This window comes from Pseudomonas sp. B22129, from assembly GCF_044218875.1.
Taxonomy (GTDB): Bacteria; Pseudomonadota; Gammaproteobacteria; order Pseudomonadales; family Pseudomonadaceae; genus Aquipseudomonas.
The window spans coordinates 6,532,949-6,559,908 of the sequence record NZ_CP162592.1; the positions used below are offsets into that span (position 1 = coordinate 6,532,949).

28 protein-coding genes are annotated in these 26,960 nt (G+C 61.4%); 15 read left to right on the forward strand and 13 right to left on the reverse strand.

Annotated elements, in window-relative coordinates:
* The first annotated feature begins 309 nt into the window (after positions 1 to 309).
* On the forward strand, positions 310 to 1,074 hold the full coding sequence (locus tag AB4P94_RS29740; protein ID WP_395608632.1) for a transporter substrate-binding domain-containing protein: 765 nt from the start codon (positions 310 to 312) through the stop codon (positions 1,072 to 1,074).
* A 51-nt stretch (positions 1,075 to 1,125) separates the two neighbouring features.
* On the forward strand, positions 1,126 to 1,965 hold the full coding sequence (locus AB4P94_RS29745; protein ID WP_395608633.1) for a cache domain-containing protein: 840 nt from the start codon (positions 1,126 to 1,128) through the stop codon (positions 1,963 to 1,965).
* 131 nt (positions 1,966 to 2,096) lie between these two features.
* Here AB4P94_RS29745 and AB4P94_RS29750 read toward each other — a convergent pair whose 3' ends face one another.
* A complete protein-coding gene (locus AB4P94_RS29750; RefSeq protein ID WP_395608634.1) occupies positions 2,097 to 3,614 on the reverse strand; it encodes an MDR family MFS transporter in 1,518 nt (505 codons plus the stop codon).
* A gap of 74 nt (positions 3,615 to 3,688) precedes the next feature.
* On the reverse strand, positions 3,689 to 4,873 hold the full coding sequence (gene pobA / locus AB4P94_RS29755; RefSeq protein ID WP_395611404.1) for a 4-hydroxybenzoate 3-monooxygenase: 1,185 nt from the start codon (positions 4,871 to 4,873) through the stop codon (positions 3,689 to 3,691).
* Between the two features lie 188 nt (positions 4,874 to 5,061).
* Here pobA and AB4P94_RS29760 point away from each other — a divergent pair, with 188 nt between their 5' ends.
* Entirely contained in the window at positions 5,062 to 5,949 is an 888-nt protein-coding gene (locus AB4P94_RS29760) for a helix-turn-helix domain-containing protein (protein WP_395608635.1), read from the forward strand.
* Here the strand turns inward: AB4P94_RS29760 and AB4P94_RS29765 are convergent.
* Entirely contained in the window at positions 5,942 to 6,121 is a 180-nt protein-coding gene (locus AB4P94_RS29765; protein ID WP_395608636.1) for a hypothetical protein, read from the reverse strand. The genes AB4P94_RS29760 and AB4P94_RS29765 overlap by 8 nt on opposite strands.
* 332 nt (positions 6,122 to 6,453) lie before the next feature.
* A complete protein-coding gene (locus AB4P94_RS29770; RefSeq protein WP_395608637.1) occupies positions 6,454 to 7,359 on the reverse strand; it encodes a LysR family transcriptional regulator in 906 nt (301 codons plus the stop codon).
* A 104-nt stretch (positions 7,360 to 7,463) separates the two neighbouring features.
* Between AB4P94_RS29770 and AB4P94_RS29775 the strand changes: the two genes are divergently transcribed.
* Together AB4P94_RS29775 and AB4P94_RS29780 are read left to right on the forward strand one after the other, a co-directional pair.
* Entirely contained in the window at positions 7,464 to 8,330 is an 867-nt protein-coding gene (locus tag AB4P94_RS29775) for an MBL fold metallo-hydrolase (protein WP_395608638.1), read from the forward strand.
* A 34-nt stretch (positions 8,331 to 8,364) separates the two neighbouring features.
* Complete coding sequence (locus AB4P94_RS29780) at positions 8,365 to 8,979, forward strand: NAD(P)-dependent oxidoreductase (protein WP_395608639.1); 615 nt, start codon at positions 8,365 to 8,367, stop codon at positions 8,977 to 8,979.
* Positions 8,980 to 9,145: 166 nt separating this feature from the next.
* Here AB4P94_RS29780 and AB4P94_RS29785 read toward each other — a convergent pair whose 3' ends face one another.
* Positions 9,146 to 10,018: a LysR substrate-binding domain-containing protein gene (locus AB4P94_RS29785; protein WP_395608640.1), complete on the reverse strand. Its 873-nt coding sequence runs from the start codon at positions 10,016 to 10,018 to the stop codon at positions 9,146 to 9,148.
* Between the two features lie 110 nt (positions 10,019 to 10,128).
* Between AB4P94_RS29785 and AB4P94_RS29790 the strand changes: the two genes are divergently transcribed.
* The 3 genes from AB4P94_RS29790 to AB4P94_RS29800 all read left to right on the forward strand — a co-directional run bounded on the left by AB4P94_RS29790 (position 10,129) and on the right by AB4P94_RS29800 (position 14,473).
* Entirely contained in the window at positions 10,129 to 11,754 is a 1,626-nt protein-coding gene (locus AB4P94_RS29790) for a 5-guanidino-2-oxopentanoate decarboxylase (RefSeq protein ID WP_395608641.1), read from the forward strand.
* A complete protein-coding gene (locus tag AB4P94_RS29795) occupies positions 11,751 to 13,193 on the forward strand; it encodes an aldehyde dehydrogenase family protein (protein WP_395608642.1) in 1,443 nt (480 codons plus the stop codon). Before AB4P94_RS29790 ends, AB4P94_RS29795 begins: the two co-directional genes overlap by 4 nt.
* 344 nt (positions 13,194 to 13,537) lie before the next feature.
* Positions 13,538 to 14,473: a LysR family transcriptional regulator gene (locus tag AB4P94_RS29800; protein ID WP_395608643.1), complete on the forward strand. Its 936-nt coding sequence runs from the start codon at positions 13,538 to 13,540 to the stop codon at positions 14,471 to 14,473.
* Between the two features lie 57 nt (positions 14,474 to 14,530).
* Here AB4P94_RS29800 and AB4P94_RS29805 read toward each other — a convergent pair whose 3' ends face one another.
* The 3 genes from AB4P94_RS29805 to AB4P94_RS29815 form a co-directional block, all read right to left on the reverse strand.
* Positions 14,531 to 14,893 (reverse strand): 5-carboxymethyl-2-hydroxymuconate Delta-isomerase, encoded by a 363-nt coding sequence (locus AB4P94_RS29805; protein ID WP_395608644.1) that lies wholly within the window; start codon positions 14,891 to 14,893, stop codon positions 14,531 to 14,533.
* Positions 14,894 to 14,963: 70 nt separating this feature from the next.
* Positions 14,964 to 16,151: a low temperature requirement protein A gene (locus AB4P94_RS29810; RefSeq protein ID WP_395608645.1), complete on the reverse strand. Its 1,188-nt coding sequence runs from the start codon at positions 16,149 to 16,151 to the stop codon at positions 14,964 to 14,966.
* A gap of 26 nt (positions 16,152 to 16,177) precedes the next feature.
* Complete coding sequence (locus AB4P94_RS29815) at positions 16,178 to 17,113, reverse strand: LysR substrate-binding domain-containing protein (protein WP_395608646.1); 936 nt, start codon at positions 17,111 to 17,113, stop codon at positions 16,178 to 16,180.
* A gap of 128 nt (positions 17,114 to 17,241) precedes the next feature.
* On the opposite strand from AB4P94_RS29815, the gene AB4P94_RS29820 reads away from it, so the two are divergent.
* Positions 17,242 to 17,421, forward strand: a complete 180-nt coding sequence (locus tag AB4P94_RS29820) for a hypothetical protein (protein ID WP_395608647.1) — start codon at positions 17,242 to 17,244, stop codon at positions 17,419 to 17,421.
* Between the two features lie 34 nt (positions 17,422 to 17,455).
* Positions 17,456 to 17,848, forward strand: coding sequence for a VOC family protein (locus AB4P94_RS29825; protein ID WP_395608648.1), 393 nt, complete (start codon positions 17,456 to 17,458; stop codon positions 17,846 to 17,848).
* Between the two features lie 125 nt (positions 17,849 to 17,973).
* Here AB4P94_RS29825 and AB4P94_RS29830 read toward each other — a convergent pair whose 3' ends face one another.
* Positions 17,974 to 18,123 carry a hypothetical protein gene (locus AB4P94_RS29830; protein WP_395611418.1) on the reverse strand — a complete coding sequence of 50 codons (150 nt, stop codon included), beginning with the start codon at positions 18,121 to 18,123 and terminating at the stop codon, positions 17,974 to 17,976.
* Between the two features lie 192 nt (positions 18,124 to 18,315).
* Here AB4P94_RS29830 and AB4P94_RS29835 point away from each other — a divergent pair, with 192 nt between their 5' ends.
* Together AB4P94_RS29835 and AB4P94_RS29840 are read left to right on the forward strand one after the other, a co-directional pair.
* Complete coding sequence (locus tag AB4P94_RS29835; protein WP_395608649.1) at positions 18,316 to 19,620, forward strand: MFS transporter; 1,305 nt, start codon at positions 18,316 to 18,318, stop codon at positions 19,618 to 19,620.
* Positions 19,620 to 20,378, forward strand: a complete 759-nt coding sequence (locus AB4P94_RS29840) for a substrate-binding domain-containing protein (protein ID WP_395608650.1) — start codon at positions 19,620 to 19,622, stop codon at positions 20,376 to 20,378. The genes AB4P94_RS29835 and AB4P94_RS29840 overlap by 1 nt, the downstream gene beginning before the upstream one ends.
* Here AB4P94_RS29840 and AB4P94_RS29845 read toward each other — a convergent pair.
* On the reverse strand, positions 20,370 to 21,272 hold the full coding sequence (locus AB4P94_RS29845) for a LysR family transcriptional regulator (RefSeq protein WP_395608651.1): 903 nt from the start codon (positions 21,270 to 21,272) through the stop codon (positions 20,370 to 20,372). The genes AB4P94_RS29840 and AB4P94_RS29845 overlap by 9 nt on opposite strands.
* A 345-nt stretch (positions 21,273 to 21,617) precedes the next feature.
* On the opposite strand from AB4P94_RS29845, the gene AB4P94_RS29850 reads away from it, so the two are divergent.
* From AB4P94_RS29850 to AB4P94_RS29860, 3 genes are read left to right on the forward strand one after another with little or no spacing between them, the layout of a single operon-like run.
* Positions 21,618 to 21,899, forward strand: coding sequence for a type II toxin-antitoxin system ParD family antitoxin (locus tag AB4P94_RS29850; RefSeq protein ID WP_395611405.1), 282 nt, complete (start codon positions 21,618 to 21,620; stop codon positions 21,897 to 21,899).
* Positions 21,896 to 22,213, forward strand: a complete 318-nt coding sequence (locus AB4P94_RS29855; RefSeq protein ID WP_395608652.1) for a type II toxin-antitoxin system RelE/ParE family toxin — start codon at positions 21,896 to 21,898, stop codon at positions 22,211 to 22,213. Before AB4P94_RS29850 ends, AB4P94_RS29855 begins: the two co-directional genes overlap by 4 nt.
* Before the next feature lie 39 nt (positions 22,214 to 22,252).
* Positions 22,253 to 23,146, forward strand: coding sequence for a hypothetical protein (locus tag AB4P94_RS29860; protein WP_395608653.1), 894 nt, complete (start codon positions 22,253 to 22,255; stop codon positions 23,144 to 23,146).
* Between the two features lie 40 nt (positions 23,147 to 23,186).
* Here the strand turns inward: AB4P94_RS29860 and AB4P94_RS29865 are convergent, their stop codons facing one another.
* From AB4P94_RS29865 to AB4P94_RS29875, 3 genes are all read right to left on the reverse strand, one after another.
* A complete protein-coding gene (locus AB4P94_RS29865; protein ID WP_395608654.1) occupies positions 23,187 to 24,212 on the reverse strand; it encodes a histone deacetylase family protein in 1,026 nt (341 codons plus the stop codon).
* Positions 24,213 to 24,300: 88 nt separating this feature from the next.
* Entirely contained in the window at positions 24,301 to 25,530 is a 1,230-nt protein-coding gene (locus AB4P94_RS29870) for a Zn-dependent hydrolase (protein WP_395608655.1), read from the reverse strand.
* A complete protein-coding gene (locus tag AB4P94_RS29875; protein WP_395608656.1) occupies positions 25,530 to 26,849 on the reverse strand; it encodes an MFS transporter in 1,320 nt (439 codons plus the stop codon). The genes AB4P94_RS29870 and AB4P94_RS29875 overlap by 1 nt, the downstream gene beginning before the upstream one ends.
* Positions 26,850 to 26,960 lie beyond the last annotated feature (111 nt).

Genomic DNA, 26,960 nt, shown 5'->3' on the forward strand with positions numbered 1-26,960 from the left:
GAAGAGTGTCTGGTGGGCGCGCGTGTCGGCAGTGGAACAAAGCCCAGAAGGCCAGCTCGGAGGGCAATGCCTCGACAACCGTCGGACGGCTCGGCACCAAGGCGCCGGGCGATGTCTCGGGGTGAGTGTCGGGGGAACCGTCCATGCAAAAGTCACAATGAGGTAGATACCCGGCAGCGTCACATGCCGCCAAAGGTTGTTCAATTCAGGGTTGACGGAGTTTGGTTGCAGCTTGGCTAAACAATTGCCATCCCCCCGATTTGCTGGAAATAATGGCGCCCCCGATCATGCCCCCAAGGAATCGACCGCATGAAAGCGCCTCTGGCCTTCTGTTTACTGGCAAGCCTGGCTACCCACGCCTTGGCCGACTCGCGGCTTGATGACGTGCAGCAGCGCGGCACCCTGAACGTCTGCACCACCGGCGACTACAAGCCTTACTCTTCCCTGCGCGACGACGGCCGCTACGAAGGCATCGACATCGCCATGGCCGAGTCACTGGCAAAGAGCCTGAACGCGAAAATCCGCTGGGTGCCCACTACCTGGAAAACCTTGATGCCGGACTTCATCGCCCAACGCTGCGACATCGCCGTGGGCGGCATTTCGGTGTCACTGGAGCGCCAGAAAAAAGCCTTCTTCAGCCAGCCCCTCGGCGTCGACGGCAAGATCCCGCTGGTGCGTTGCGCGGATGTGCAGCGCTATCAGAGTGTCGAACAGATCAACAAACCCGAGGTACGGGTGATCGAGCCGGCAGGCGGCACCAACGAAATCTTCGCCCGCGCGCACCTTGGCCAGGCGCAAATCCGCCTGCACGACAACGTGACCATCTTTGACGAACTGCTGACAGGCAAAGCCGACGTGATGATCACCGACGCCAGCGAGGCGCGTTACCAGCAAAAACTCAAGCCGGGGCTGTGCGCGGTCAACCCGGAGCGGCAAATGCAGTACAGCGAAAAAGCCTTTCTGCTGCCCCGCGATGACGTGGCCTGGAAGAGCTACGTCGACCAGTGGTTGCACCTGAGCGTGGCCACCGGCGTGTATGCCGGCATCGTCAATCAATGGCTGGCGGCGCCCTGAGCCCCGGCGGTCTACGCTGTTGTCACATCTAACAAGAACGAGGAACGGGTCATGAAGGGACTGCTCCGACTCACCTGGCTGCTGCTGTTGGGTTTCAGCCAGGTGCACGCGGCCACGGCGCAAGAAGAAGACGCGGCGGCGGCCAAGGCGTTACTGGAAAAAGCCTTGGTGTATTACCAGAGCAATGGCGATAAGGCGTTTGCTGCGTTCAGCCGCCAGGGTGAGTTTGTCGACCATGACCGCTATGTATTTGTGGTCGACACCCAGGGTGTGTTGCTGGCCAGTGGCGGCCCCTCCTCTGCGTTGATCGGTCGCGATGTGTCCGAGGTGCTGGGGCCGGATTTGCGTCAATCATTCAAGGATGCGTTGAAGGTGCCTGAGGGTCAGGGTATTCAGCAGGCGGACTACCGCTGGCAGAACTGGAATGACGGCAAGGTGGAACACAAACATGTGTTTTACCAGCGTGTGGGCGAGCGGATTCTGGCGGTCGGGTATTACCTGCCACGCGCTACGCCTGAACAGGCGCGGGCGCTGCGTAACAAGGCGGCAACGGCGTTGCTCAAGGATGAAGCGGGGACGCTGAAGGCGATTAACTCATTGCAGGGCGGGTTTCTGCAGGATGATTTGTATGTGTTTGTGGTGGACCTGAATACCGGGCGCTATGTAGCGCACGGGACGAACTTGCGCCTGGTGAATACGGATTTCGGCAAGATCAAGGACCCGGACGGAAAGCCTGTCGGGGAGCCGATGCTGAAGATCATGGCGGAGCAGGATCAGGGGGAATACAAGTATCGGTGGAAGAACCCGGTGACTGACAAGGTGGAGAACAAGCACGCTTATGTGCGTAAGGCGGGGCATTTTATGGTTGCGGTGGGTTACTACAGCCCCTGATCAACCTTGAAATGCACACCCCTGTGGGAGCAGCTTGCCTGCGATAGCGGTGTATCCATGGCAACTGTGCCAACGGGTCGAGCGCAATCGCAGGCAAGCCAGCTCCCACATTTGGATCTATCGAGTGTCAGTTATCCAGCCTTGTCTTCACGGCCGCGCAGCAAGCGATTCGGCATGGCAACCGCCGCCGCCAACCCCAACAACGACACCCCCGCACTCACCATCAACAGATGCCGGAACGTCACCGCCAATTCCCCGCGCAACGCATCCTGCGCCGGGCCAGGCGCGGCGTTCAGGCCGTCGAGCAAAACGTTGCCCGACCCACCCTCGCCTGCCAACGCCCCACTGGCCAAATGCGCAAAACTCGAATCCTGCAACAACGCCAACAACAGCGCTGACATCGAAGCGACCCCCACAGCCCCACCCAACGAACGGAACAAGTTAGTGGTACTGGTCGCCACACCAATGTCGCGCTGCTCGACCGAATTCTGCGTCCCCACCAACGAGGTCGGAAACTGCATCCCCGCCGCGATGCCACACAGCAACATAAACACCGCCGTCAGCGCCACCGCTTGCGGCGCGCTGTAGGCCATGCCCAGAATCGCCAGCGGGCTCAACAACGCGCCGCTGAGAATCATCGGTTTATAGCGCCCGGTCACGGAGGTCATGCGCCCGGCAAAATAGGCCCCCATCGGCAACCCCATCGCCAAGGGCAGCAAGTGCAGCGCCGCGCTGTCGGCACCGGAGCCGGTCACCGTCTGGTAGCGCAGCGGCATCAGTACCGTCAGGGAAATCGCCTGAAAGCTGGTAAAGAAAATCGTGCACCAGCACAACACTGCGCTGCGGTTGGCAAACAGGTGCATCGGCAACAAGGGCTCGCGCGCACGGCGTTCGTGCCACACAAACACACTCAGCGCCACCAGTGCACACCCCAGCAACCCGAGCACTTGCTGATCACGCCAGTGGTGGCCCTGGCCAATTTCGGTAATGCCCAGCAACAAGGCGGTTAAACCGATGATCATCAGCAAGGTGCCAAGGTAATCGATGATCGGCTTGCGCTGCGGCACGGGCAGCCCGACCAGGGTGCGATGCGCCACGTACCAGGCGCCCGCGCCCAATGGCAGGTTGATCAGGAACACCCAGCGCCACGACAGGTACTCGGTCATGTAGCCGCCCAACACCGGCCCGGCCACGCTGGCCACCGCGTACATGCTGCTGAAATAGCCCTGATAACGCCCACGCTCGCGGGGCGGGATGATGTCGCCGATGATCGCCTGGCTCACCGAAATCATCCCGCCGGCGCCGATCCCCTGGAGAATCCGCGCCAGCACCAGTTGCTCCATGCTTTGCGCCATGCCGCAGAACAGCGAGGCGAGTGTAAACACGCCCATGCCGATCAGCATCATCGGCCGGCGCCCGTACAGGTCGCCGAGTTTGCCGTAGATCGGCACCGCCACGGTCATCGCCACCATGTAGCCGGAGATCACCCAGGCCAGCAGGTTGACGTCATGGAACTGCGCAGAAATGGCCGGCATCGACACGGCCACAATGGTCTGGTCCAAAGCCCCCAGGAAGATCGCCAGCATCAAGGCGGCAAGCACACTGCGTACGGCGGGAACGGGTTGGGCGGGCTGATTCAGGTTAGTCACGGCAGAACCTTCGAGCAGGGCCCGCTGGAAAGGAAGGGCCGGCGGGAATGCTCAACATCTTACTCGATAGCTGGCTATTCGATAGCCTCGTAAGGAAGCCCAACGTAATTTTCTGCAATGGTTTTGCGACCGGCTTCAGAGTGAATGAAGTAGGCCAGCTCACTCTCGGCAATGCGCTGGCTGAAACCGTCCGCCTCGGGGAATTCGTGCAGCATCGAGGTCATCCACCAGGAAAACCGCTCGGCCTTCCACACGCGGCGCAGGCAAATGGCCGAGTACTTTTCCAGCAGGTCCACACGCCCTTCGCGGTAGACCTTGAGCAGGATCCGGTACAGCGTGCTCACATCACTGGCCGCCAGGTTCAAGCCCTTGGCCCCGGTAGGCGGCACGATGTGCGCGGCGTCGCCGAGCAGGAACAGGCGCCCGTACTGCATCGGCTCCACCACGAAACTGCGCAGCGGCGCGATGCTTTTCTCGATGGACGGGCCGGTGACCAACCTCTGGGCCAGTTCACCCGGCAGACGGCTTTTCAGTTCATCCCAGAAGCGTTCGTCCGACCATTCATCCAGCGGCTCTTGCACCGGCACTTGCAGGTAATAACGGCTGCGGGTCGGCGAGCGCATGCTGCACAGGGCAAAGCCGCGCGGGTGTTTGGCGTACACCAACTCAGGGTGCACCGGCGGCGTGTCCGCGAGGATGCCCAGCCAGCCAAAGGGATAGACGCGCTCAAACACTTTCAGGGATTGCGCCGGGATCGACTGGCGCGCCACGCCGTGGAAACCGTCGCAACCGGCAATGTAGTCGCAACCCAGGCGAACGCGTTCGCCCTGATATTCGAAGGTCAACCAGGGGCGGTCGGTTTTCATGTCATGGGGTTGCACATTGCGCGCTTCGTAGAGCGTGACGCCACCGGCGTCGGCCCGGGCGGTCATGAGGTCGCGGGTGACTTCGGTCTGGCCGTAGACCATCACCGACTGGCCGCCGGTCAACGCTTTAAGGTCGATATGGCTGAGCTGACCATTAAGCACCAGTTCAAAACCGTCATGCACCAGGCCTTCGACGTCCATGCGCCGGCTCACGCCCGCCTCGCGCAACAGGTCGACCATGCCCTGCTCCAGCACTCCGGCGCGGATGCGGCCCTTTACATAATTAGCAGCCTGGCGCTCTAGGATGAGGGTCTGGATACCGGCGTTGTGCAGCAGTTGACCGAGCAGCAATCCCGAAGGACCGGCGCCGATAATGGCGACTTGGGTTTTCAGCGTTTTCATTATTTTTATGGCCCGCAAGCTTCACCGAACGGATTGGGTGAAAGAGTTGTCATTGAACTGATTGCTGGCATTTTTCACTTGAGTGGCCGGCATAAGAAGGTGAAAACTGAGCCAATGCCTGCGCTTTTTGCCAATCGGGGCGATTACCGCACCACTATCCTGAGTATCGGATTGAAACCATGACCAAAACTGCCAGTTCCGCGATTCCGGTCTTCAAGCTGTACGGGGAAAGCCAGCAATGGCCGACACCGGATTTACTGCACTGCGAGACCATCTCCCGGCGCAGTCGGGAATACCAGTGGGAAATCCAGCCCCACCGGCACGCGGATCTGTGCCAGTTGTTGTACGTACACAAAGGCCAGGCGCAACTGGAAATCGAAGGCCAGCGCACCACACTCAACGAGGCCACCTTGCAGGTGCTGCCACCGTTATGCGTGCACGGTTTTCGTTTTTCCGAGGATGTCGAAGGCTACGTGGTGACCCTGGCGGCGCCACTGGTCAGCCATTTACAGGAACAACTGGGCGCGACGGTGGATGGGTTGCAGGCCCTGGGCAACTACCCCGCCGGCAAGGACAGCGACTACCTCAATGCGCAATTCGCCCGTCTGCAGACCGAATACGCCGATGAACAACCCGCACGGGACATGATGATGCACGCATTGGTCAGCGTGTTGCTGGTGTGGATCAGCCGCCAGGCTATCCAGCGCCGTCACCCGCGCGCGCCACGTGGCCGTGAGTATTTCCGGCGCTTCACCCAGTTGGTCGAGCAGCATTACCGCGAGCACCCGAAAATCGAAGATCTGGCCCACAAGCTGGGCATCTCGGTCTCACACCTGAACGGGACGTGTCGGGAGTTGGGCGGGCAGCCCGCGCTGCAGATCATGCATGACCGCCAATTGCTGGAGGCCAAACGCTTGTTGACCTACACCAGCATGACCATCAATGAGATGTCGGAGGTGTTGGGGTTTTCCGACCCGACCAACTTCTCACGGTTGTTCCGCCGACGGGTCGGCTTCTCACCCAAGGCCTTTCGCGAGCAGTTGAAAGCGGAACAGGCCGTTACCTGAGTGCGCTGAAACTGCCGGTGCGCGGCACGCACAGGTCCTGATGACAACTGACGGCGAACGCCGCCGGCTGCATGCGCGTCTGTTCAACGCGGTAAGCGGCAGTGCCGTACAGCGCAGTAGCCAGGGCGCACAGGGTGAAAATCATCAGGTACTTTCTAATTTTTAGAGTCATGGCGGCGACCTCCGAACAGGCCTTGATGGGCCTGTTTAAAGCATAGGTCAGTCACGGCGAGTTGCCATTATCGGGCGCCATTCAACACGTTTATGTCGGCTTAAAGGCCAGCCCTTAAACACCCCTTGTCTAGCGTCAACACTCCCCCCCTGTGGCAAGCACTAATACCAGTCAGTTAAGGGCGAACGCTGTACCTGTGGCGAGGGAGCTTGCTCCCGCTGGGCCGCGAAGCGGCCCCGGCTCTTTGTTTAAAAAGCCTGGGACTGCTACGCAGTCCAGCGGGAGCAAGCTCCCTCGCCACAGGTACTCGTTGCCTGTTCCAAAGATTGCGCTCAGAGGCCGATGTCCCACGCCGGCTCTTGCGGGAACCTGAGCACCAGGAAATCCAGCAGGCTGCGCAGCGCCAACGGCATGTGTTTGCGCGAGGCGTACACCGCGTAGACATTCATTTGCTGCGGCTCAGCCTCGGGCAGCAGACGAATCAGCTCGCCGCTGCGGATGTAGTCCCCGGCCTGATAGCTCGGCAGCCGCGCCACCCCTGCCCCGGCCAGCGTCACCCGCAGCAGGGTCGTGGCCTCGTTGGCGGTGATATTGCCCTGCACCGCCACGGACACTGGCCCGCCGTTCTCGGTAAAGTGCCACAGGCTTTTGCCAAAGTAGGAGTGCGTCAGGCAATTGTGTTCGGCCAGTTCGTGCACGCGCCGGGGTTGCGGATGCTCCTGCAGGTACGCGGGTGAGGCGCAGATCACCGAGCGGCACAGCGTGAGCTTGCGCGCGATCAGGTTGGGGTCCAGCTCAAAGCTGGTGCGGATGGCCAGGTCGATGCGCTCATCGACCAGGTTCACGGTGCGGTCGAGCATCTGCATATCGATACTGACCAACGGGTACAGCTTGACGTATTCGACGACCGCATCGGCCAACTGGGCCTGGCCGAACGAGCTGCTGACACTCAAGCGGATCTGGCCGCGCGGGGCTTCATCCGGCTCAGTGACGGCGGCTTGCATGTCGTTGCACAACTCCAGCATCTGCCGACAACGCGGCAGCATTTCGCTGCCGGCTGCCGTGAGGCTGAGCTTGCGCGTGGTGCGGTGCATCAACCGCGCCCCAACCCAGTCCTCCAGCTCGGCCAGATAGCGCGACACCACCGGCCGCGACAGGTCCAGATGATCAGCGGCGGCGGACTGGCTGCCCAGGTCCACTACGCTGACAAACACGCGCATTGCTTGAAGACGGTCCATGATTTGCCCGGTTTTAGAAACAAACTATGTTCAAGCATGGCATTTTTTGTGATGTTTAGTGCAACTAAGCTCTGTGCATCACTGACCCCTTGCTGGAGCTGCACATGATCCCGATGTTCAAACGATTGGCCACCGCCATGGCCGCTTTGGCTTTCGCCGCCCACGCGGCTGCTGCCGACCTGACGCTGGACGCCTACAACCCTGGCGCCTCGGCGATGATGCCGGTGAGTTCGGTGCTGGTCAGCGGCGAACACGACGTCATCCTGGTCAACGCGCAATTCGGCAACGGCCAGGCCGAAGACCTGGTGCAGAAAATTCGCGCCAGCGGCAAGCACCTCACCACCATCTACGTCAGCGATGGCGACCCGGACTACTACTTCGGCCTTGACGTCCTGACCAAGGCCTTCCCGGACGCCAAGGTGCTGGCCTCGCAACCGGTGGTCGACCACATCAACGCCACCGCCGAACACAAACTCGCGTTCTGGGGCCCGAAACTCGGCGCCGACAAACCGGCGAAGCTGGTCATCCCGCAAGTGTTGCAAGGCCATACGCTGACCCTTGAAGGCAAAACACTGGAAGTCATCGGCCTCGACGGCCCGCAACCGGACCGCACGTTTGTATGGATTCCATCGATCAAGGCCGTGGTCGGCGGCGTCGTGGTATTTGAAAACACTCACGTGTGGATGGCTGATACCCAAACAGCAAAATCCCATGCCGACTGGCTGACCACCCTCAAGCGTATTGAAGAGCTGAAACCGCGCACCGTGATCCCAGGCCACTACCTGGGCACACCGACCGTGCAGTCCGTCGCGTTTACCGCCGGCTACATCAAGGCGTTCGACGAAGAGACCGCCAAAGCCAAGGACTCCGCCGCCCTGATCGCGGCCATGAAAACGCGTTACCCCAACCTCGCCGACGAAGGCAGCCTGGAACTGGGCGCCAAAGTCGCCAAGGGCGAAATGAAGTGGTGAATGGTTTTAAACCCTGACCTGACTGGAGAACGTCATGAGCAAGATTGCAATCATTGGTGCCACCGGCCGTGCCGGTAGCCAACTGCTGGAAGAAGCACTGCGTCGCGGGCATAGCGTGACCGCCATCGCGCGTAACACCGACACGCTCGCTGCGCGCCCGGGTATCACCGTCAAACAGGTGGATGCGCTGGATGCTGAGGCCTTGCAACAGGCTGTCAGCGGCAGTGATGTGGTCATCAGCGCTGCGCACTTCGCCACCCTGCCCGCCAATGCAGTCATCGGTCCGGTCACAAAAGCTGGCGTGAAACGCTTGCTGGTGGTGGGCGGTGCCGGTTCGCTGTTGCTGCCGGGCGGCAGCCGCGTCATCGATAGCCCGGGCTTCCCGGCGGAGTACAAGGCTGAAGCCAGCGCCGGCGCCGAGTTTCTCGCCACGCTGCGTCAGGAAAACGGTCTGGATTGGACTTTCCTGTCGCCGTCGGCGGAATTCGTCGAGACCGAGCGCACCGGCAAATTCCGTCTGGGCCAGGATGATTTGCTGGTCAGCAGCGAAGGCCGCAGCTGGATTAGCTTTGCTGACTATGCAATTGCGTTGATCGACGAAGTGGAAACACCCAAACACTCCCGCCAACGCTTCACCGTCGGCTACTGATAAAACAGGGTAAGCCTGTATAAGAGGACTTATGTGGGAGCTGGCTTGTCGAATCGTCGCACCGCTGCGATGCAGGCAACTCGGAGTGTCAGCTATACCGAGGTGATGCTATCGCAGGCAAGCCAGCTCCCACACAAGCTCTGCTCCCACATTTGGTTCTTCAGCGTTACGACTGTTGTGCCTGGCTCACCAGCCAATTCATCAATTCTTCCAGCCCGGCCGACGGCGCCGTCCCCGGCGGATACACCAGGTAATACCCCATTCCCGTCGGCACCCGCAGTTCAAACGGCGTCGCCAACCGCCCCGCTTTCAGGTCCTCGCCAATCAGCGCACTGTCGCCTATCGCCACACCCGAACCTTGGGATGCCACCGTCATGGCCAAATCCAGCGTTTCGAAATGATGCCCCTGAGCCAGGTTGCTCAGCCGCGTATTCGCAGCCTTTAACCACAATGCCCAATCGCGCTCATCCCGTGTGGGGTGTAAAAGCACCTGCTGCTGCAAGTCGGCGGGTGTATGTAAACCTGCAAGCAATGCCGGCGCGCAGACCGGCGTGAGTTGCTCGTCAAACAAATGCCGGGCCTCGGCGGACTGCTCGGCGATAGGCGCGTAAATCACCGCCGCATCGAATTGCTCGCGGCGAAAGTCTACGGTATAGGCCACGGTGGTCGTCAGTTCCACCGGCACGTCCGGGCGTTCCTTTTGCCACTGCATCAACCGTGGCAGCAGCCAGCGCATCACGCAGGTGGAGGCTTTGAGTTGCAGGGTTTCGCGGCGGCTGCTGATCTGCTCCACCGCATCGCCGATCAGGCCGAAGACCTGTTGCGCGCGCAGCGACCATTCGCGGCCCTCTTCCGTCAGGCTCAAGCCTCGCGCCTGGCGCTGAAACAACGCGTAGCCCAAATGGCTTTCCAACCCGGCAATCTGCCGGCTGACCGCCCCCTGGGTAATGTGCAATTGCTCGGCGGCTCGGGTGAAATTGCAGCACTGGGCCGTGACCCAAAAAGTGTGCAACGCGGGCAGTGGAGGAAGGCGTTTCATCGGGCTCAGCCATGACGTGAGGACATGGCTAGTATGACTTTTTATCGATTGTTGCCGCTACCGGCCAGCCGGTCCAATACCGCCTCGAATCCATAACAAGAGCGACATCTATGGCGACCTGCGGCGAAGTATTGGTCAACCTCCTGGAAAGCTACGGTGTGGACCAGGTGTTCGGCATCCCCGGCGTGCACACCGTGGAGCTGTATCGCGGCCTGGCGCGCTCGAGCATCCGCCACGTCACCCCGCGCCACGAGCAGGGCGCAGGCTTTATGGCCGACGGCTATGCCCGCACCAGCGGCAAACCCGGCGTGTGCTTCATCATCACCGGGCCGGGCATGACCAATATCACCACGGCCATGGGCCAGGCCTACGCCGACTCGATCCCGATGCTGGTGATTTCCAGCGTGCAGTCGCGCAGCCAGTTGGGTGGCGGGCGCGGCAAGTTGCACGAATTGCCGAACCAGGGCGCGATGATCGCGGGCGTGGCGGCGTTCTCGCATACGTTGATGTCAGCCGCCGAATTGCCCGGCGTGCTGGCGCGGGCGTTTGCGCTGTTCCAGGCTGGCCGGCCGCGCCCGGTGCACATTGAAATCCCGCTGGATGTGCTGGTGGAAAATGCCGACGCGTTGCTCGGCAGTGAGCCGGTCAGTGTCGCCCGCGCCGGTGCCGCGCCATCGGCAGTCAAGCAGATGAGCCAGTTGCTGGCTGCGGCAAAACGTCCGCTGATCCTGGCCGGGGGCGGCGCCATCGACGCCGCCCCCGAGCTGACCCGCCTCGCCGAAACCCTCGGCGCGCCGGTGGCCCTGACCATCAATGCCAAAGGCATGCTGCCGGGGGCGCACCCGCTGCTGATTGGCTCGACCCAAACCCTGGTCGCCACCCGCGCCTTGGTCGCCGAGGCTGACGTGGTGCTGGCCATCGGCACGGAGCTGGCGGAAACCGACTACGACGTGACCTTCGCCGGTGGCTTCGAGATTCCCGGCGCCCTGCTGCGCGTCGACATCGACCCCGACCAGACCGTGCGCAATTACCCGCCGCACGTGGCGCTGGTGGCCGACGCACAGATCGCCGCCGAGGCCTTGTTGACCGAGCTGAACAGCAAGCCATTGCCTGCCCGCGATACGCGTTGGGGCGCGCAACGCGTCGCGCGTTTATGGGCCGAATTGACGCCCGCCTGGGATGCCGCCACCCGCGCGCAATCCCTGTTCCTCAAAACCGTGCTGGAAGAACTGCCAGGCGCCGTGCTGGTCGGCGACTCCACCCAACCGGTGTACAGCGGCAACCTGACCCTGAACCTCGACCACCCGCGCCGCTGGTTCAACTCGTCCACCGGCTACGGCACCCTCGGTTACGCCTTGCCTGCCGCCATCGGCGCCTGGCTGGGGCGTGGCGACGGGCAGCCCGTGGTGTGCCTGATCGGCGACGGCGGCCTGCAATTCAGCCTGCCGGAACTGGCCAGCGCCGTGGAAGCACGCGTGCCGGTGATCGTGCTGCTGTGGAATAACCAGGGCTACGAAGAGATCAAAAAATACATGGTCAACCGCGCCATCGAGCCGGTCGGCGTGGACATCTACACCCCGGACTTTATCGGCGTGGCCAAAGCACTCGGTTGCGCCGCCGAAAGCATCCAGGGCGTTGAACATTTGCGCGGCGCCTTGCGCGCCGCCGCTGATCGCCAGGGGCCGACGCTGATTGAAATCGACCAAGGGCTTTGGATGAAGGAGGTAGCGGTATGAGCGCAGTGTTGAATGGTGTGTTTATCGGCGGCGAGTGGCAGGCAGGCCGTGAAGTGTTGGAGGTGATCAACCCGGCGACCGAGGCCACGTTGGCCCAGGTCAGCGTGGGCGATGCGGCGGCGGTGACGCGGGCGGTGGATGCGGCCAGCGCAGCGTTTGCCGCGTGGTCGAAAAGCACCGGGCGGGATCGCGGTGCCCTGCTGCGCAAAATTGCCCAGGGCGTCAGCGAAAGGCGCGAACAGCTGATGCAGCTGCAATCGAGCAACAACGGCAAGCCGTTGTTTGAGTCGGGAATCGATGTGGACGACGTGATCGCCACCTTCGAGTATTACGCCGGTGTGGCTGACGAAATGGACACCGCACAGGACAGTCCCGTCGCGCTGCCAGGCGATAATTTCAGCGCACGCCTGCGCCGTGAGCCGTGCGGCGTGGTGGGGCTGATTGTGCCGTGGAATTTCCCGATGGTGACCACCGCCTGGAAGCTCGCCCCGGCCCTGGCCGCCGGCTGCTGCGTGGTGCTCAAGCCGTCGGAAGTCACGCCGCTGGCCGAGCTGCAACTGGCGCGAATCATCGCCGAGGCCGGCGTGCCCGCGGGTGTGTTCAACCTGGTCTGCGGCACGGGCCTGGCGGTGGGCGCACCGTTGACGGCGGACCGCCGCGTGGCGAAGATTTCCTTCACTGGCAGCAACGCCGTGGGCGTGCAGGTGATGCAACGCGCGGCGGAAACCATCAAGGGCGTGAGCCTGGAATTAGGCGGTAAATCCTCGTTACTGGTGCTGGCCGATGCCGACCTCGACCTGGCGGTTGAGCTGGCCTGTGGCGGTGGCTTTTTCAACGCCGGGCAGATCTGCTCCGCAACCAGCCGCGTGCTGGTGGCTGACAGCCTGGCGGATGAATTCCTGCAACGTTTACAGGCGCGCGCTGAAGGCGTTCGCGTGGCTGATCCGTTTGCCGATGACGTGGAAATGGGTGCACTGATCAACCGCGCGCAGTACCTGCGCGTGCTCGGGCATATTCAGCGCGGCATCGAAGAGGGCGCACGCTTGCTGTGCGGCGGTAAGCGTCCGGCGGAACTGGCGAAAGGCTTTTTCATTCGGCCCACGGTGTTTACCGATGTACCGCCAGGCAGCGCCTTGTGGAATGAAGAGATCTTCGGGCCGGTGTTGTGTGTACGGCGGTTTACCACTGAGGACGAGGCAATCGCCCTGGCCAACGACAGTGATTTCGGCTTGGTCGCCAGTGTGGTCACCGCCAATGCGCAAACCGCTGATCGCGTGGCGAATGCCTTGCAAGCCGGTTTGGTGTGGATCAACGCGCCGCAGGTGATCTTCCCGCAGACCGCATGGGGCGGTTACAAGCAGAGCAGCATCGGCCGCGAACTGGGGCCGTGGGGGTTGGCGGCGTTTCAGGAGATCAAGCATGTGATCAAATCCAACTAACCCCACAAAATCCATGTGGGAGCTGGCTTGCCTGCGATAGCTATCGGTCAGTGAATGCAATGTTGACTGAAGCACCGCTATCGCAGGCAAGCCAGCTCCCACAGCGGGATTTGCGGTGTGTCAGTGATCTGCAATTTTCAGATAACCCGCGCGACGTTCTGATTTGCCCCTCGCCCCCCACAGCATTACACACGACATATTCGCTCACGTCGTGTTACCAACATTATTTGTCCCACACCAAACATAGAAACGACCTACAGAGCTTTCTATTGGTACGGGCGTTCCGTTAAGCTTTTGCGCAGTCTTGTACTGAATTCGGTACAAAGGGTTGACGGACGAAACCGATGCTAAACAGTAACTTGCTCAGAAAGCTTGATATGCAGGACTTGATGGTGTTTATCGCCGTCTATGACCAGAGCAGCGTTACCGAGGTGTCTGAAACACTGTTCGTCAGCCAGTCCACCGTGAGTTACAGCCTGAAAAAACTGCGCACCAGTTTTGAAGACGAGCTGTTTATCAACACGCGCGCGGGCATGCGCCCGACGTACAAGGCCACCACCATGTATGGCCATGTGCAGAAGATTCTGGAGAGCATCAACCTGTGCCACGCCGGTGGCCAGGCCTTCGACCCGACGCACAAGGCTGTGACCTTCAATGTGTGCGCCCCGGAATACTTCGAGCAACTGATCCTGCCGCGCCTGTTGAAGCACTTCGACCGCGCCGAGCTGCCGGTCATCGTCAATGTGCAGAAGCTGGAAACCGACATCCCCGCCGACGACCTGCGCGAGGGCCGCCTCGACCTGGTGATCTGCTTCGGCCCGCACGTTCACCGCACCCATAAAAGCTTCAAGACCCAAATGCTGCTGGAAGACGATCTGGTGTGCGTGTTCGATCAACGCTCGGCGCCCAGGGAGCCGGCGTTCAGCCTGCAATCCTTCGTCGAGCGGCGCCACGTATTTCCCACGCCATGGGCCTCGGACACCAACATGATCGACGGCTGGCTGGCGCGCAAGGCCCACAAGCGTCAGGTGATCGCCCGGGCCGACAGTTACAGCGCGGCGTTGAAGATGATCGCCGGTACCGACTTTGTCGTCACCCTGCCCCGCCGCGTGCAAAAACTGCTGGCGCCCGCGCCGGCATTCGGCCATTGCGAGGCGCCCAACGGGTTGCCGGGTTTTACCCTGGACATGCAGTGGAACGAAACCAGTGAACAGGACAGCGCCAATACCTGGTTTCGCGAGCAAGTCGTGAAAGTGTGCGCGGACCAGGGCTTATTGTAGTGAGCGGGCTTGCCCCGCGCTGCAATGTGCCTGACACCCGCAGCGCTCACTGACGGATCAGCCGATGGCGACTTTGCTGTAAGACTCACGGTCCATGTCCACCAGTTGCACACTCAGCTGAATCTGCACGTCGGCCGGCCATTCGCCCAGGTCTTGCAGCGCGGCCAACAGGCTTTCCGACAACTGTTTCTTGACCTGTGGCGAACGCCCGCTGAGCAAGGACAGTTTCACCGCGATAAAGCCGCGCGGGCTGAGGGAGGTGCCCACTTGAAACGTCTCGACCTTCACCGCGCGGCTCTTGATATCGAACTCGGAACCGAACTGCCCGGACGCCATCAACACGTTGTTGAGCCGCAACAGGGTTTTCTCAACGGCCAGGTCTGGCAGGTTGGCGGTGTATTCCAGGTGCAGGTGCGGCATGAAAAGCTCCGAATGATTGTAGGAAAAGGGTCATACATATACCACGCAGCCGAACCGAACCCGACCGCTTTCAATGTGAAAGTTCGGTCAGCCCCCGCAGCGAGCGGTTCTCCCAGAACGCCACGATCACCAGGACCAGTGTGGTCAGCGCGCCCAACACCAATGCCGAGAACACCTGCTGCAGCCCCAACGGCAACAGCACCAGCAACATCAGCAACCCGGCGAGGTGCGAGAACGGTGGCAACGGCCGGTCGCCCATCACCCACTTGAATAACGCACTGCCCAACAGAAACACCCACGGGCCGGCGATGATCGCGATGACCCCCGCCTGGCTGGCGTGACCGGGATGCACCAGCACCAATTCGTCGGCGACCGCGCTGACAATGATCCCGGCGACGATCAACACGTGCAGGTAGGTGTAGGCAATCCGCGCCTGCCGGCCGGGGTCGGCGGAGCTGGCAATGCGGTGATGGGCGCGCTCGGCGCCGCTGTCGAAGTAAATCCACCACAGCGCGATGCTGCCCACCACTGCCACCAGGAAGGCACTGAGGCCTTCCAGACTCCAGGGCAGCTCGGCGAAAGTGGCGCCGGTGACCAGCAACGACTCCCCGAGGGCGATGATCACGAACAGGCCGCAGCGTTCGGCCATGTGGTTGCCTTCCACATTCCAGTCCGTCAGCGTCGAACGCCCAAGCCCCGGCACCCAGAAATACACCGACGGCGAGATCAGCTCGATCAACAACGCCAGGGCCCAGAAGGCCAGGCGCTGTTCGCCTTCAAGCAGCGCGCCGGTGATCCAGAACACCCCGGAGCAGAGCATCCACGCCAGAATCCGCTGGAAATTGCGGGTCATGTTCAGCGACTCGCCGCGCACGGCCCACACTGCAAACAGCGTACGGCCCACTTGCATGAACACGTAGGCACCGGCAAACAGCAGGCCGCGATCGGTAAACGCCTTGGGAATCGACGAGGACAACAGCAGCCCGGCGACCATCAAGCCGAACAGGCCGATGCGGATCGGGATTTTTTCGGGGTCGAGCCAGTTGGTCACCCACGAGGTGAAGATCCACACCCACCACACCGCCACCATCATCAGCGCCACCTGCACCGCGCCGCCAAGGCTCAGGTGGGCGAGCAGCGAATGGGACAATTGGGTCACGGCGAACACAAACACCAGGTCGAAAAACAGCTCGACCATGCCAACCTTGCCGCTGTCATGACTGCCGCGCCCACGCAGCAAGGAACGGGATGGGGTCATCGGTGGTTCTCCCTGAAGGCGTTATTTCAAGATTTTTGCGCCAGCACCGGCAGCCTGTCGCGCTCGCTCATGAAGGCTTCGAGCCGCGAGCGCATCCAGCGCTCGGCCGGGTCGGTGTCGACGTGGCTGAGCCAGACCATGGACAAGTCCAGGGTCGGGGTTTCGAACGGGAACGGCTCGCAGAACAGGTTGCCGCCGGCCGCCATGGCGTGGGCGGTGTAGTCCGGCAGGCTGGCGATCATGTCGGTGCCGGCGAGCAGCGCCGGCAGCGCGCTGTATTGCGGCACCGACAACACCACGTGGCGCTTGCGCCCCACCTCCGCCAGCCATTCATCGGCAAACCCGGACACGTTGGCGGTGTGAGAGACCAGTACGTGGGGGCGTGCGCAGTATTCGTCGAGGGTCAGCGGTGTGTCCGAGGCGTCGGCGCGCAACAGGCAGGGGCGGATATGCCGCAACAGTTTGCGCTTGGCATTGGCCGGCAGGCCGCGCGTCTGGGTGATGCCGACGGTGATATCGCCGGACGCCAACAGGTCAGGAATGCGCCAGTAATCCACATGCTGCACCACGAACACCACCAGCGGCGCTTCCTGGCGCAAGGCGCGCAGCAACGGCGGCAACAGGCCGAACTCCACGTCATCGGACAGGCCGATGCGGAAGGTCATGGTGCTGATGGACGGGTCAAAATCATGGGTCAGGCTCAGCGCCGATGACAGCGAATCCAGGGCCGGCGACAAGTGCTGGATGATTTCTTCGGCGCGTGCGGTGGGTTCCATGCGGTGGCCGACGCGAATGAACAGCGGGTCATTGAACAACGTGCGCAAACGGTTGAGGGCCGAACTGATGGTGGGCTGGCCGAGAAACAGCTTCTCCGCCACCCGCGTCACATTGCGCTCGAGCATCAGTGCTTCGAAAACCACCATCAAATTGATGTCGGCCTTGCGTAGTTCATTACGATTCATCGGCGCCTGCCCCTTTCCCCAAGACAAGCCGCAGTTTAGAAAGCCCGCGGGGCTGCGTCTATGCGCCCACTGTTCATGGCGTAACTTAGGGGCTATAAATCAGCTGATTAAGGCCACAGGAACACACCGTGCTTGCCATTCTTGCCTTGGTCACCCTCTTGGCCGGGCTCTGTCTCTGGGCCATCCGGTTTATCGCCCACCCGATTGCCCGAACGTTGTTGAGGGTATTCGTCGGCCTGTGCCTGGCGGCCACCGTGGCGTTTCTGGTGTTGGCGTGGGGCTTCCCCATTTCGTTGTTGGTGTCTTGACGCCATTTGATTTTTTCGCAAGGAGCGCTCAACCATGAAATTCGCCTACACCATCCTCTATGTGCCGGACGTTGCGGCCTCTTTGGATTTCTTCGAAAAAGCCTTCGGGTTCAGTCGTCGTTTCCTGCATGAATCAGGCACCTATGGCGAGCTGGAAACGGGGGCTACGACCCTGTCGTTTGCCGCTCATGAACTGGGCGAAATGAATTTCGAGGGTGGGCATGTCCAAGCGCACACTTCGCGTCAGCCGCTGGGAATGGAGGTGGGGTTTGTGACCACGGATGTGTCGGCCGCGCATGCCAAAGCGCTTGCGCAGGGCGCAGTAGAGCTGTCGGCGCCGACGACTAAACCTTGGGGGCAGGTGGTGTCGTATGTGCGTTGCCCGGATGGGACGCTGGTGGAGTTGTGTACGCCGATCCTGGCATAAACACACATTTCATGTGGGAGCTGGCTTGCCTGCGATGGCGGCTTTACAGCCAGCACATCATTGCCTGATACACCGTCATCGCAGGCAAGCCAGCTCCCACATTTTGGTCCTTCATGTTTGGGCTATCAGGGTTTAAGCGGCCGTTCCTGGTCGCGCTCCGACAGCTCCGTACCGTCGTCCGGATGCTTCCAGGTCTGGGGTTTCTCCTCCTCATGACGCCGGGGTTGTTCACGCTCCGGCTCATCGTGGCGCTTGCGTTCGTCAGCCATTGTCACCTCCCATCCGTAAGATTTGGTCACACCCTCAAGCATAGAACAGGGTCTACCTTTTTGATGAATTCGGCGATTGATAGCCTTCACGCATCAATACATCCAAATTACTCACTTATCATTTCTAAATGTGTCAGCCACTATCCGCGGTCTTAAGCGAAACAAGCACTTTAAAAAGAACGCTGGAGACACAAAACCATGACTAGCCCTTCCCGGCCCGCCTCTGCCCGCTCGAAAGTTGGTGCGGTTTTCCGCGTGACTTCCGGCAACTTCCTCGAACAGTTCGACTTCTTTCTGTTCGGTTTCTACGCCACCTATATCGCTGCCGCGTTCTTCCCCGCCGCCAATGAATTTGCATCATTAATGATGACCTTCGCCGTATTCGGCGCCGGCTTCCTGATGCGGCCACTGGGCGCGATCATTCTGGGTGCCTACATCGATGATGTCGGCCGTCGCAAAGGGTTGATCGTGACCCTGTCGATCATGGCCAGCGGTACGCTGCTGATCGTGCTGGTACCGGGTTATCACACCATTGGCCTGTGGGCTCCGGCACTCGTGTTGCTGGGCCGCTTGCTGCAAGGCTTCTCGGCCGGTGCGGAACTGGGTGGTGTGTCGGTGTACCTGGCCGAAATGGCCACCCCGGGCCGCAAGGGTTTCTACACCAGCTGGCAATCGGGCAGCCAACAGATCTCCATCGTGGTCGCCGCCGCACTGGGCTATGGCCTGAACGTGTGGATGGAACCGGCCGTCGTCGCCGATTGGGGCTGGCGCATTCCGTTCGCCATCGGCTGCGTGATCATCCCGTTCATCTTCATCCTGCGTCGCAACCTGCAAGAGACTGAAGAGTTCGCCAACCGCAAGCATCGCCCGACCATGCGCGAAGTGCTGGCCACGCTGGTGAAGAACTGGACCGTCGTGATTGGCGGCATGATGATGGTGGCGATGACCACCACCGCGTTTTACCTGATCACCGTGTACGCACCGACCTTCGGCAAGACCGTGCTGCAACTGAGCACCTCCGACGCGCTGCTGGTGACCTTGCTGGTGGCCGTGTCGAACTTTGTCTGGCTGCCGATCGGCGGCACCTTGAGCGACCGTTTCGGCCGCAAGCCGGTGCTGATCGCCATGACCGCCCTGACCGTGCTCACCGCCTACCCGGCGCTGTCGTTTGTGGTCAACGCGCCGAGCTTCGCGCACATGCTGGAAACCCTGCTGTGGTTCTCCTTCCTGTATGGCATGTACAACGGCGCGATGATCCCGGCCCTGACCGAAATCATGCCGGTGGAAGTGCGGGTGGCAGGCTTCTCGCTGGCCTATAGCCTGGCGACCGCGATCTTCGGCGGTTTCACCCCGGCGATCTCCACCTGGTTCATTCACATCACCGAAGACAAAGCCTCGCCGGCCTATTGGATGATGTTTGCCGCGCTGTGTGCCTTTTGCTCGACCCTGGCCTTGTATCGTCGTGCCGGCAACCGTGGGCAGGTGATGCAGGAGGCCGCGTAATGCGCCCGCTGCTCAACACCCTGACGGCCCTGGCCCTCGGCGCTCTGGCGCTGACGGCCCAGGCCGAAGAGCTCAAAGTGATGACCTCCGGCGGTTTTACCGCCGCGTATAAATTGCTCGGCCCGCACTACACCGAGAAAAGCGGCGATACCCTGGACACCATCCTCGGCCCGTCGATGGGCAAGGCGCCGGAAGCGATTCCCAACCGCCTGGCCCGTGGCGAACAGGCTGACGTGGTGATCATGGTCGGCTACGCCCTGGATGACTTGATCAAACAGGGCAAGGTTGACCCGGCGTCCCGCGTGGAACTGGCGGACTCGCGCATCGGCCTGGTGGTGAAGGCTGGCGCGGCAAAACCTGCAATCGGCACTGACGCCGAATTGAAGGCCGTGCTGCTCAAGGCCAAGACCGTGGCGTATTCGGACAGCGCCAGCGGTGTGTATGTCGAGAAGGAGCTGTTCAAGAAGCTCGGCATGCCGGCCAAAGGCACCATGATCGAGCGCATCCCGGTGGCCGAACAGGTCGCCAAGGGTGACTACGAAGTGGGCCTGCAACAGGTCGCCGAGTTGTTGCCGGTGCCGGGCGTGACGTACGTGGGCAAGATCCCGGAAGACGTGCAATCGGTGACGCGCTTTGCGGCGGGTATTCCGGTCAACGCCGAGCACCCGGCACAGGCCAAGGCGCTGCTGCAATTCCTGGCCTCGCCGCAGGCACAACCGGTGGTGCAATCCACCGGCCTGGACTCGGTGTCACACTGACCGGAACGGCATCTCGCGCACTAACCGCTCCAACTCCAACGCCGCTGGCGGCAATGTCCGCCCGCGGCGTTTTATCAAGCCGACATTGCGCATCACCTGCGGCTCCACCAGCGGCACACTCACCAGTATCGGGTGCGTGCCTGCCGGCATTGCAATCGACGGCACCATCGCCACGCCCAGGCCGGCTTCCACCAGACCGATCATGGTGGTCACGTGGTGCGTCTCGCAGATGCTCTGCTTTTTCACCCGCACGCCACGCAACGCCTGATCCAGCAAGAAACGGTTGCCGGACGTTTTGTCCACGGTGATGTAGTCGTGCTCGTAGGCCTCGGCCCAGGTCACGCTCTCGCGCCCGGCCAGCGGGTGGTCACGGCGGCAGGCCAACACATAGCGCTCTTGCAGCAGCAATTCGAACTCCACTTCATCGGCCAGGCTGCCGCTGAAACTTACGCCGAAATCCGCCTCGCCACTTTCCACCGCGTTGCACACTTCACCGGCACTCGCGTCCAGTACGCGCAAGCGAATTTTCGGGTACAGCTTGTGGAATTCGGAAATCACGTGGGGCATGAAATAGTAGGCGGTGGACGGCACACAGGCGATGGTCACGTTGCCCATGCGCGTGGAGGCGACGTTGCTGATGCCCATCAACGCGACGTCGAGGTCATCGAGCATGCGCTCCACCTGGGGCAGGAATGCGCGCCCGACCATCGTCAGGCTGACCCGCCGCGTGGTGCGCTCGAACAGCTTCACGTCGAGGGCCGACTCAAGCTTCTCGATCCGCCGGCTGAGGGCCGGTTGCGAGATACGGATAGCCTCGGCGGCCCCGCGGAAACTGCCCTTGTCCACCACGGCGCGGAAGGCCTGGAGGTCGTTGAGGTCGAAATTGATGATCACGTGGGTTGGCCAGTGTGGTCGATTTGGCGGGCATTATCGTATGGGTGGGGGTGAGGCGCCACGTGTGTCGCTGCCGGCTTGCACTAATAACCCTGCTACAAATATGAAGTCATACATATCAGTGGGTTATTGGTCTGCCGAGGCCGCGAGATTGCAAAATTGCGTCAATACTTGCGGCCTGACCCTTTTTAAAGAGAGACAACCGCAGCCATGGAAATCTGCCAAAACCCATTGCTTTTCTGGACCGACGACGAGACGCCGGCCATCGACATCGGCCCGTTGCTGCTTGCTTCACGCCAATGGTTGAGTAGGATTGAATCCTACTCAACGCCTGCGGACGTCAAAATGCGCTCAACCCAACAAATGAGTATCACGTTGCCTCTCGAGATGGCCGCCCTGGTCAAGGCCAAGGTCGCAGCCGGTGAATATGCCACGGAAAGTGAAGTGATACGCGACGGCCTGAGGGTGTTGCTGGCGCGTGACCGTGCGATGGACGACTGGTTGCGCGACCAGGTTATCCCGGCGGCTGCAGCGCTGGCAGCTAACCCGGAGCGAGCCCTTTCAGCCGAGCAGGTGCGCGAGCACATGGCTGCCAAGCGCCAGCGAAAAGGCATTGAGAAACCGTGAGCTACTCGGTAGCCTTTTCGCCTGAGGCGCTGGCGCAACTCGACGCGCTTGAAGACTACATCGGCCACACCGGATCACCTCTTGCTGCAGCACGCCTGGTCGACAACATCATCGGCTACTGTGAAAGTCTTGCCCTGTTTCCCCAACGCGGCAATCGTCGCGACGACGTGCTGCCTCACTTGCGTATCACACACTACCGCCACACCACCGCCATTGCCTTCAGGGTCGAGCCTGACATTCAAAAGGTCTCGATCCTCGGCGTGTTTTACGGTGGGCAAAATTACTCGGCGCTGTTATCCCATGACGAGGAATAACCCCGTTCACAGCGTGCTCTACAAACAAGGAAGACAACAATGAACAGCACCGGATCGATGAATCGAGCACTGCGCGCGGGATTAAGCCTGTTTGGCTTGTTGGGAGCCGCGACCCTGGGCTTCTTCGCCTGGCAAAGCTTCTACCCCGTCAGCGCGGCAGCCGGCTGGAGCGTCCAGACCGTGCACCGTGATGTACCGAAAGCCGCCTCGCTGATGCCGTTACCGGACGGTTCGTTGATGGTGAGCCAGGAACTCAATGACGCCAAGGGCAGCATCGTGCGGATACACCCGGACGGCACCCGCGAAGTCGTCGTGGCCAACCTGTCGAAACCCGACGGCATGTTCGCGACCCACGGCGGTTGGGTATTCAGCCAGGAAACCGGCAACGCGCCCGTGAGTTTTCTCAAGGATGGCGTGGTCACCGAACTGTTCCGGGGTGAAAACGTGCAGGGCTTGTGGGTCGAAGGCGACGACCTCTACGCCATTGAAGATCGCAAGGAAAACGGACGGCTGATGCGCTACCGCTGGAGTGATCAGTCGCTGACCGTAATGCGCGACCAGTTGAACGAAGGCGAGTCCATCGCACGTTGTACTGACGGGCGCATGCTCTATACCGAAAAGAAAAAAGGCGTGATTCGCGAGCTGACCGACGACCACAGCGACCCTGTAGTCGTGGCAGGTTTGAACAAGCCGACATTCTTGATGTGCGATGAACGCGGGCTGTGGGTCAATGAAGACTCGACGCATCGCGCGCGGTTGCTGCTGATAGACCGGCAAGGGCGCCAGCAGACAATCCTGTCGTTCCTGAAGGCGCCGCAGTCGATTGTGCGAATCGGCGACGGCACCTATTTACTGGCTGAAGGCGGTCGTGACCGCGTCCTGAAACTTGTCAGCCAACCGCTGACACTTGCCAGCGATGGCGTGAAGCACTAAGCCCACATCGCCAAGAGCCCACCTTTGCGATGGGCTCTCTTCATATTGCCCACTCTTGCGGGCCACCGAAAAACGCCTGCGCATTACTGTCCAGCGTCTCTAGGTGGTACCCGCCTTCCTGCACGATCACACAGGGCAACCCCAGCCCGCGTATGCATTCGCCCAGTCGCGCGAACCCGTCGCGCGTCACCGCGACTTTGCTTTGCGGGTCCAGCTCGTAGATATCAAAACCCAGGGACAACACTAGCACGTCGGCCGATAACTCCTTCACTGCCGTCAGCGCGAGTTCCAGTTTTTCAAAGAACAGCGCTTCACTGGCGCCATGCGGCATGGGCAGGTTGAGGTTGAAACCTTCACCAGAGCCGGCTCCCCGCTCTTCGGCGAAACCTGCCACACCGGGGTAAAAGTTGGTGGGGTCGCCATGGATCGACACATACAGCACGTCGTCGCGCGCGTAGAAAATCTCCTGGATGCCTTGCCCGTGGTGCATGTCGGTATCCAGCACGGCGACGCGCTGGAACCCTTCGCGCAGGACCTGCGCGGCCACTGCGGCATTGTTGATGTAACAGAACCCACCCGCCGCCTCGTATCGGGCGTGATGGCCGGGCGGGCGGCACAAGGCGTAGGCGGCGGGCGCACCCTCGAGGACGTCCCTTGCGGCTGCGACAGCACTTTGCGCCGACCAGTAAGCCGAGCGCCAGGTCAGTTCGCCGATCGGGCAACTGCCATCGGCCAGGTAACGCGCAGCCTGGGCGAGAATACCGCGCAGGGCGTTGGGCTCGCGCACGAAGATGTTGGACATGACTTCGTCGCCCCAATCTTCAGGGATTTCCTTCCAGCGCAGGTGGGCTTCCTGAAGGAAAGCCAGATAAGGCGCACCGTGTACGCCAAGCAATGGATCAAGGCCGTGGTCAGCCGGTTGCCGGATATCGAAACCCAGTGTTTGCGCAGCCAACAGCAGGTTGCGGGCGCGCTCAGGGACTTCCTGCGGCGTGCGCATCTGGCCACGGGAGTAGTAGCTGCGCGGATGGTGCAAGAGTTGTTCGGGGTGGAAGTAAGTACGCATCAAATGCTCCTGGATAACCGTGCAACCTATGGGAGCTGGCTTGCCTGCTCCCACAGTGGATTGTGTTCAGTGTTACAAGACTGGGTCGTCAGCCAACCCGGCCGGCGCGTTGCAGCACGGCGTTCAGCAATACATCGGTGCCCTGGCGCACGTCTTCGGGCAACACATCTTCGGCTTCGTTATGGCTCAGGCCGCCCACACAGGGAATGAAGATCATCGCCGTCGGGCAGTAACGCGCCAGGTGAATGGCATCATGCCCGGCGCCACTGACGATGCGCTGCTGGCTGTAACCCAAGGCGTCCACCGACGCTTGCACGCAGGCAACGCACTCGGCGTCGAACGGCGTGGCCGGGCTGATCCAGTGCGGGCTGATGGTGATATTCAGGCCGCGCTTTTCAGCGATAGCCTGCAGGCGTGCGCGCACTTGTTGCTCCATGGCTTCGATGTCGGCATCACGGTGATGGCGCAGGTCCACAGTGAAATTCAGCAGGCCGGGAATGGTGTTGCGCGAGGACTTGGCAATGCTCAGTTCGCCAACGGTGGTCAGGCCTTCGGGGGCGAAATCCGTCGCGAGATTTTCCAGGGCCTGGATCATTTTCGCGGCGCCGTACAGCGCATCTTTGCGCAGTGGCATCGGCGTGGTGCCGGCGTGCGCGGCCATGCCTTCGACACGCACATCGAGCCAGCGAATCGCCTGGCCACCGGTGACCACGCCGATGCTCTTGGCGTTGTCTTCCAGGATCGGGCCTTGTTCGATGTGCGCTTCAAAGTACGCGTCCACTGCAGCACCCAACGGGCGCTCACCGCTGTAGCCGGCGCTGCGCAAAGCCTCTGCGACGCTGATGCCGTCGATGTCCGCCGTGGCCAAGGCCTTTTCCAGCGCCAGGGTGCCGGTGAACACTGCCGAACCGAGCATGGCGGGGGTAAAACGGGCGCCCTCCTCGTTGGTCCACACCGCGATTTCCAGCGGTTTGCGGGTCTGAATGCCGTGGTCGTCAAGGCTGCGCAATACTTCAAGACCGGCCAACACACCGTAGACGCCATCAAAGCGCCCGCCTTCGGGTTGAGTATCGAGGTGGCTGCCCATCATCACCGGGGCCGCATCCTTGTCCGTGCCGGCGCGGCGGGCGAACAGGTTGCCGATGGCGTCCACGCTCAGGGTCAACCCCGCCGCCGTGCACCAGTGGCTGAACAGTTCACGCCCGGCTTTATCTTCGGCACTCAACGCCAGGCGGCAACTGCCGCCGCGTGCGGTGGCGCCGACCTCGGCCATGGCCATCAGGCTCGCCCACAGGCGCTCGCCATTGATCTTCAGCATTACGCAATCTCCATCATTTCAACGCGATGAGCCGTGGCATGGCGGCGCGACAACGCCAATACACACACCAGCGAGACCGCCGCGATCAGGCTGTAAAACACTGCCATGGGCCACCATTGGCCCTGGTATTCATGGGCCAGCCAGGTGCCGATCAACGGCGTGAGACCACCGGCCAGCGCGCCACACACCTGATAGGCCAGGGAAATCGCGGTGTAGCGCACGCGGGTTTCAAACAGCCCGCTGACAAAACCTGCGATGACCGCATAAAACGAGGCCATGCACACCACCGCCAGCGCGATGCCGAGGATGATCAGCGGTGCCTGGCCGCTGCTGACCAGCATGAACATCGGATAAGGCGAGGCCATCGCCAGCACGGTCATGGCGCAGAGGAAACGTGTGGCGCCAACCTTCTCGGCCACCCAGGCGGCCAAGGGTTGGACGCAGAACTGGATGATGGCAACGAAGAACAGGCACTCCAGAATCAGCGAGCGCGGCAGGCCCAGCTGTTGAGTGCTGTAGGCAATCATGAAGGTGTTGGTGAAATACACACCCGCGATGCCCAGGGTGTTGGCGCCGATGCACAGCAACAGTGGGCGCCAAGCGGTTTTCAACACTTCGATGACTGGCGCCTGGTCCTTCTTGATCGCCCGCGCCTTTTCAGCGAGGGCTTTATCTTCAAGAAACTCTGGCGACTCGTTCACGCCCAGGCGGATCGCCAGGCCGACAATCAACAACAAGGCACTGGCCAGGAACGGCACGCGCCAGCCCCAACTCAGCAAGTCTTCTTCCGGCAGACGCGTCACCGCACTGAACGCCAGCAGCGACAGAATCAATCCCGCCGGGCTGCCCAGTTGCGCGAAGGACGCAAAGAAGTTGCGGCGGCCCTTCGGCGCATGCTCGCCGGCCATCAAGACCGCCCCGCCCCACTCGCCACCGACCGCAATACCCTGCACCACGCGCAGCAAAATCAACATCACCGGCGCCGCGACGCCGATCTGTGCATAGGTCGGCAACAGGCCGATACACACCGTGACCACGCCCATCATGACCAGGGTGATCACCAAGGATTTCTTGCGCCCGATGCGGTCGCCGATATGCCCGAACACAATGCCGCCCAATGGCCGCGCGAAGAAGCCCACAGCAAACGTGCCGAACGCGGCCATGGTGCTGAACAGTTTGTCGTCGGAGGGGAAAAACAGTTGGCCGAACACCAGCGCAGCGGCGGTGGCGTAGATGTAAAAGTCGTACCACTCGATCATGGTGCCGATAAAAGCGGCGGCCGCAGCACGGCGAGGCTGCGGCGAAGCGGATGGCTTCATGGGGCTGGCTCCTTTGGTTATTTTTTTGGCAGGAGAAGGTCAAACCGGTGCGCTCTGATGGCGCTTGTTAAGGGTGATTTATCGTCGCGGGGCTATGATTAGTCAATTTTC

Excerpts from the sequence above, each read along its gene's own strand:
- AB4P94_RS29740 (WP_395608632.1), top strand. The coding sequence starts at position 310 with ATGAAAGCGCCTCTGGCCTTCTGTTTACTGGCAAGCCTGGCTACCCAC.
- AB4P94_RS29745 (WP_395608633.1), top strand. The coding sequence starts at position 1,126 with ATGAAGGGACTGCTCCGACTCACCTGGCTGCTGCTGTTGGGTTTCAGC.
- AB4P94_RS29760 (WP_395608635.1), top strand. The coding sequence starts at position 5,062 with ATGACCAAAACTGCCAGTTCCGCGATTCCGGTCTTCAAGCTGTACGGG.
- AB4P94_RS29765 (WP_395608636.1), bottom strand. The coding sequence starts at position 6,121 with ATGACTCTAAAAATTAGAAAGTACCTGATGATTTTCACCCTGTGCGCC.
- AB4P94_RS29770 (WP_395608637.1), bottom strand. The coding sequence starts at position 7,359 with ATGGACCGTCTTCAAGCAATGCGCGTGTTTGTCAGCGTAGTGGACCTG.
- AB4P94_RS29775 (WP_395608638.1), top strand. The coding sequence starts at position 7,464 with ATGATCCCGATGTTCAAACGATTGGCCACCGCCATGGCCGCTTTGGCT.
- AB4P94_RS29780 (WP_395608639.1), top strand. The coding sequence starts at position 8,365 with ATGAGCAAGATTGCAATCATTGGTGCCACCGGCCGTGCCGGTAGCCAA.
- AB4P94_RS29785 (WP_395608640.1), bottom strand. The coding sequence starts at position 10,018 with ATGAAACGCCTTCCTCCACTGCCCGCGTTGCACACTTTTTGGGTCACG.
- AB4P94_RS29790 (WP_395608641.1), top strand. The coding sequence starts at position 10,129 with ATGGCGACCTGCGGCGAAGTATTGGTCAACCTCCTGGAAAGCTACGGT.
- AB4P94_RS29795 (WP_395608642.1), top strand. The coding sequence starts at position 11,751 with ATGAGCGCAGTGTTGAATGGTGTGTTTATCGGCGGCGAGTGGCAGGCA.
- AB4P94_RS29800 (WP_395608643.1), top strand. The coding sequence starts at position 13,538 with ATGCTAAACAGTAACTTGCTCAGAAAGCTTGATATGCAGGACTTGATG.
- AB4P94_RS29805 (WP_395608644.1), bottom strand. The coding sequence starts at position 14,893 with ATGCCGCACCTGCACCTGGAATACACCGCCAACCTGCCAGACCTGGCC.
- AB4P94_RS29810 (WP_395608645.1), bottom strand. The coding sequence starts at position 16,151 with ATGACCCCATCCCGTTCCTTGCTGCGTGGGCGCGGCAGTCATGACAGC.
- AB4P94_RS29815 (WP_395608646.1), bottom strand. The coding sequence starts at position 17,113 with ATGAATCGTAATGAACTACGCAAGGCCGACATCAATTTGATGGTGGTT.
- AB4P94_RS29825 (WP_395608648.1), top strand. The coding sequence starts at position 17,456 with ATGAAATTCGCCTACACCATCCTCTATGTGCCGGACGTTGCGGCCTCT.
- AB4P94_RS29835 (WP_395608649.1), top strand. The coding sequence starts at position 18,316 with ATGACTAGCCCTTCCCGGCCCGCCTCTGCCCGCTCGAAAGTTGGTGCG.
- AB4P94_RS29840 (WP_395608650.1), top strand. The coding sequence starts at position 19,620 with ATGCGCCCGCTGCTCAACACCCTGACGGCCCTGGCCCTCGGCGCTCTG.
- AB4P94_RS29850 (WP_395611405.1), top strand. The coding sequence starts at position 21,618 with ATGCGCTCAACCCAACAAATGAGTATCACGTTGCCTCTCGAGATGGCC.
- AB4P94_RS29860 (WP_395608653.1), top strand. The coding sequence starts at position 22,253 with ATGAACAGCACCGGATCGATGAATCGAGCACTGCGCGCGGGATTAAGC.
- AB4P94_RS29865 (WP_395608654.1), bottom strand. The coding sequence starts at position 24,212 with ATGCGTACTTACTTCCACCCCGAACAACTCTTGCACCATCCGCGCAGC.
- AB4P94_RS29870 (WP_395608655.1), bottom strand. The coding sequence starts at position 25,530 with ATGCTGAAGATCAATGGCGAGCGCCTGTGGGCGAGCCTGATGGCCATG.
- AB4P94_RS29875 (WP_395608656.1), bottom strand. The coding sequence starts at position 26,849 with ATGAAGCCATCCGCTTCGCCGCAGCCTCGCCGTGCTGCGGCCGCCGCT.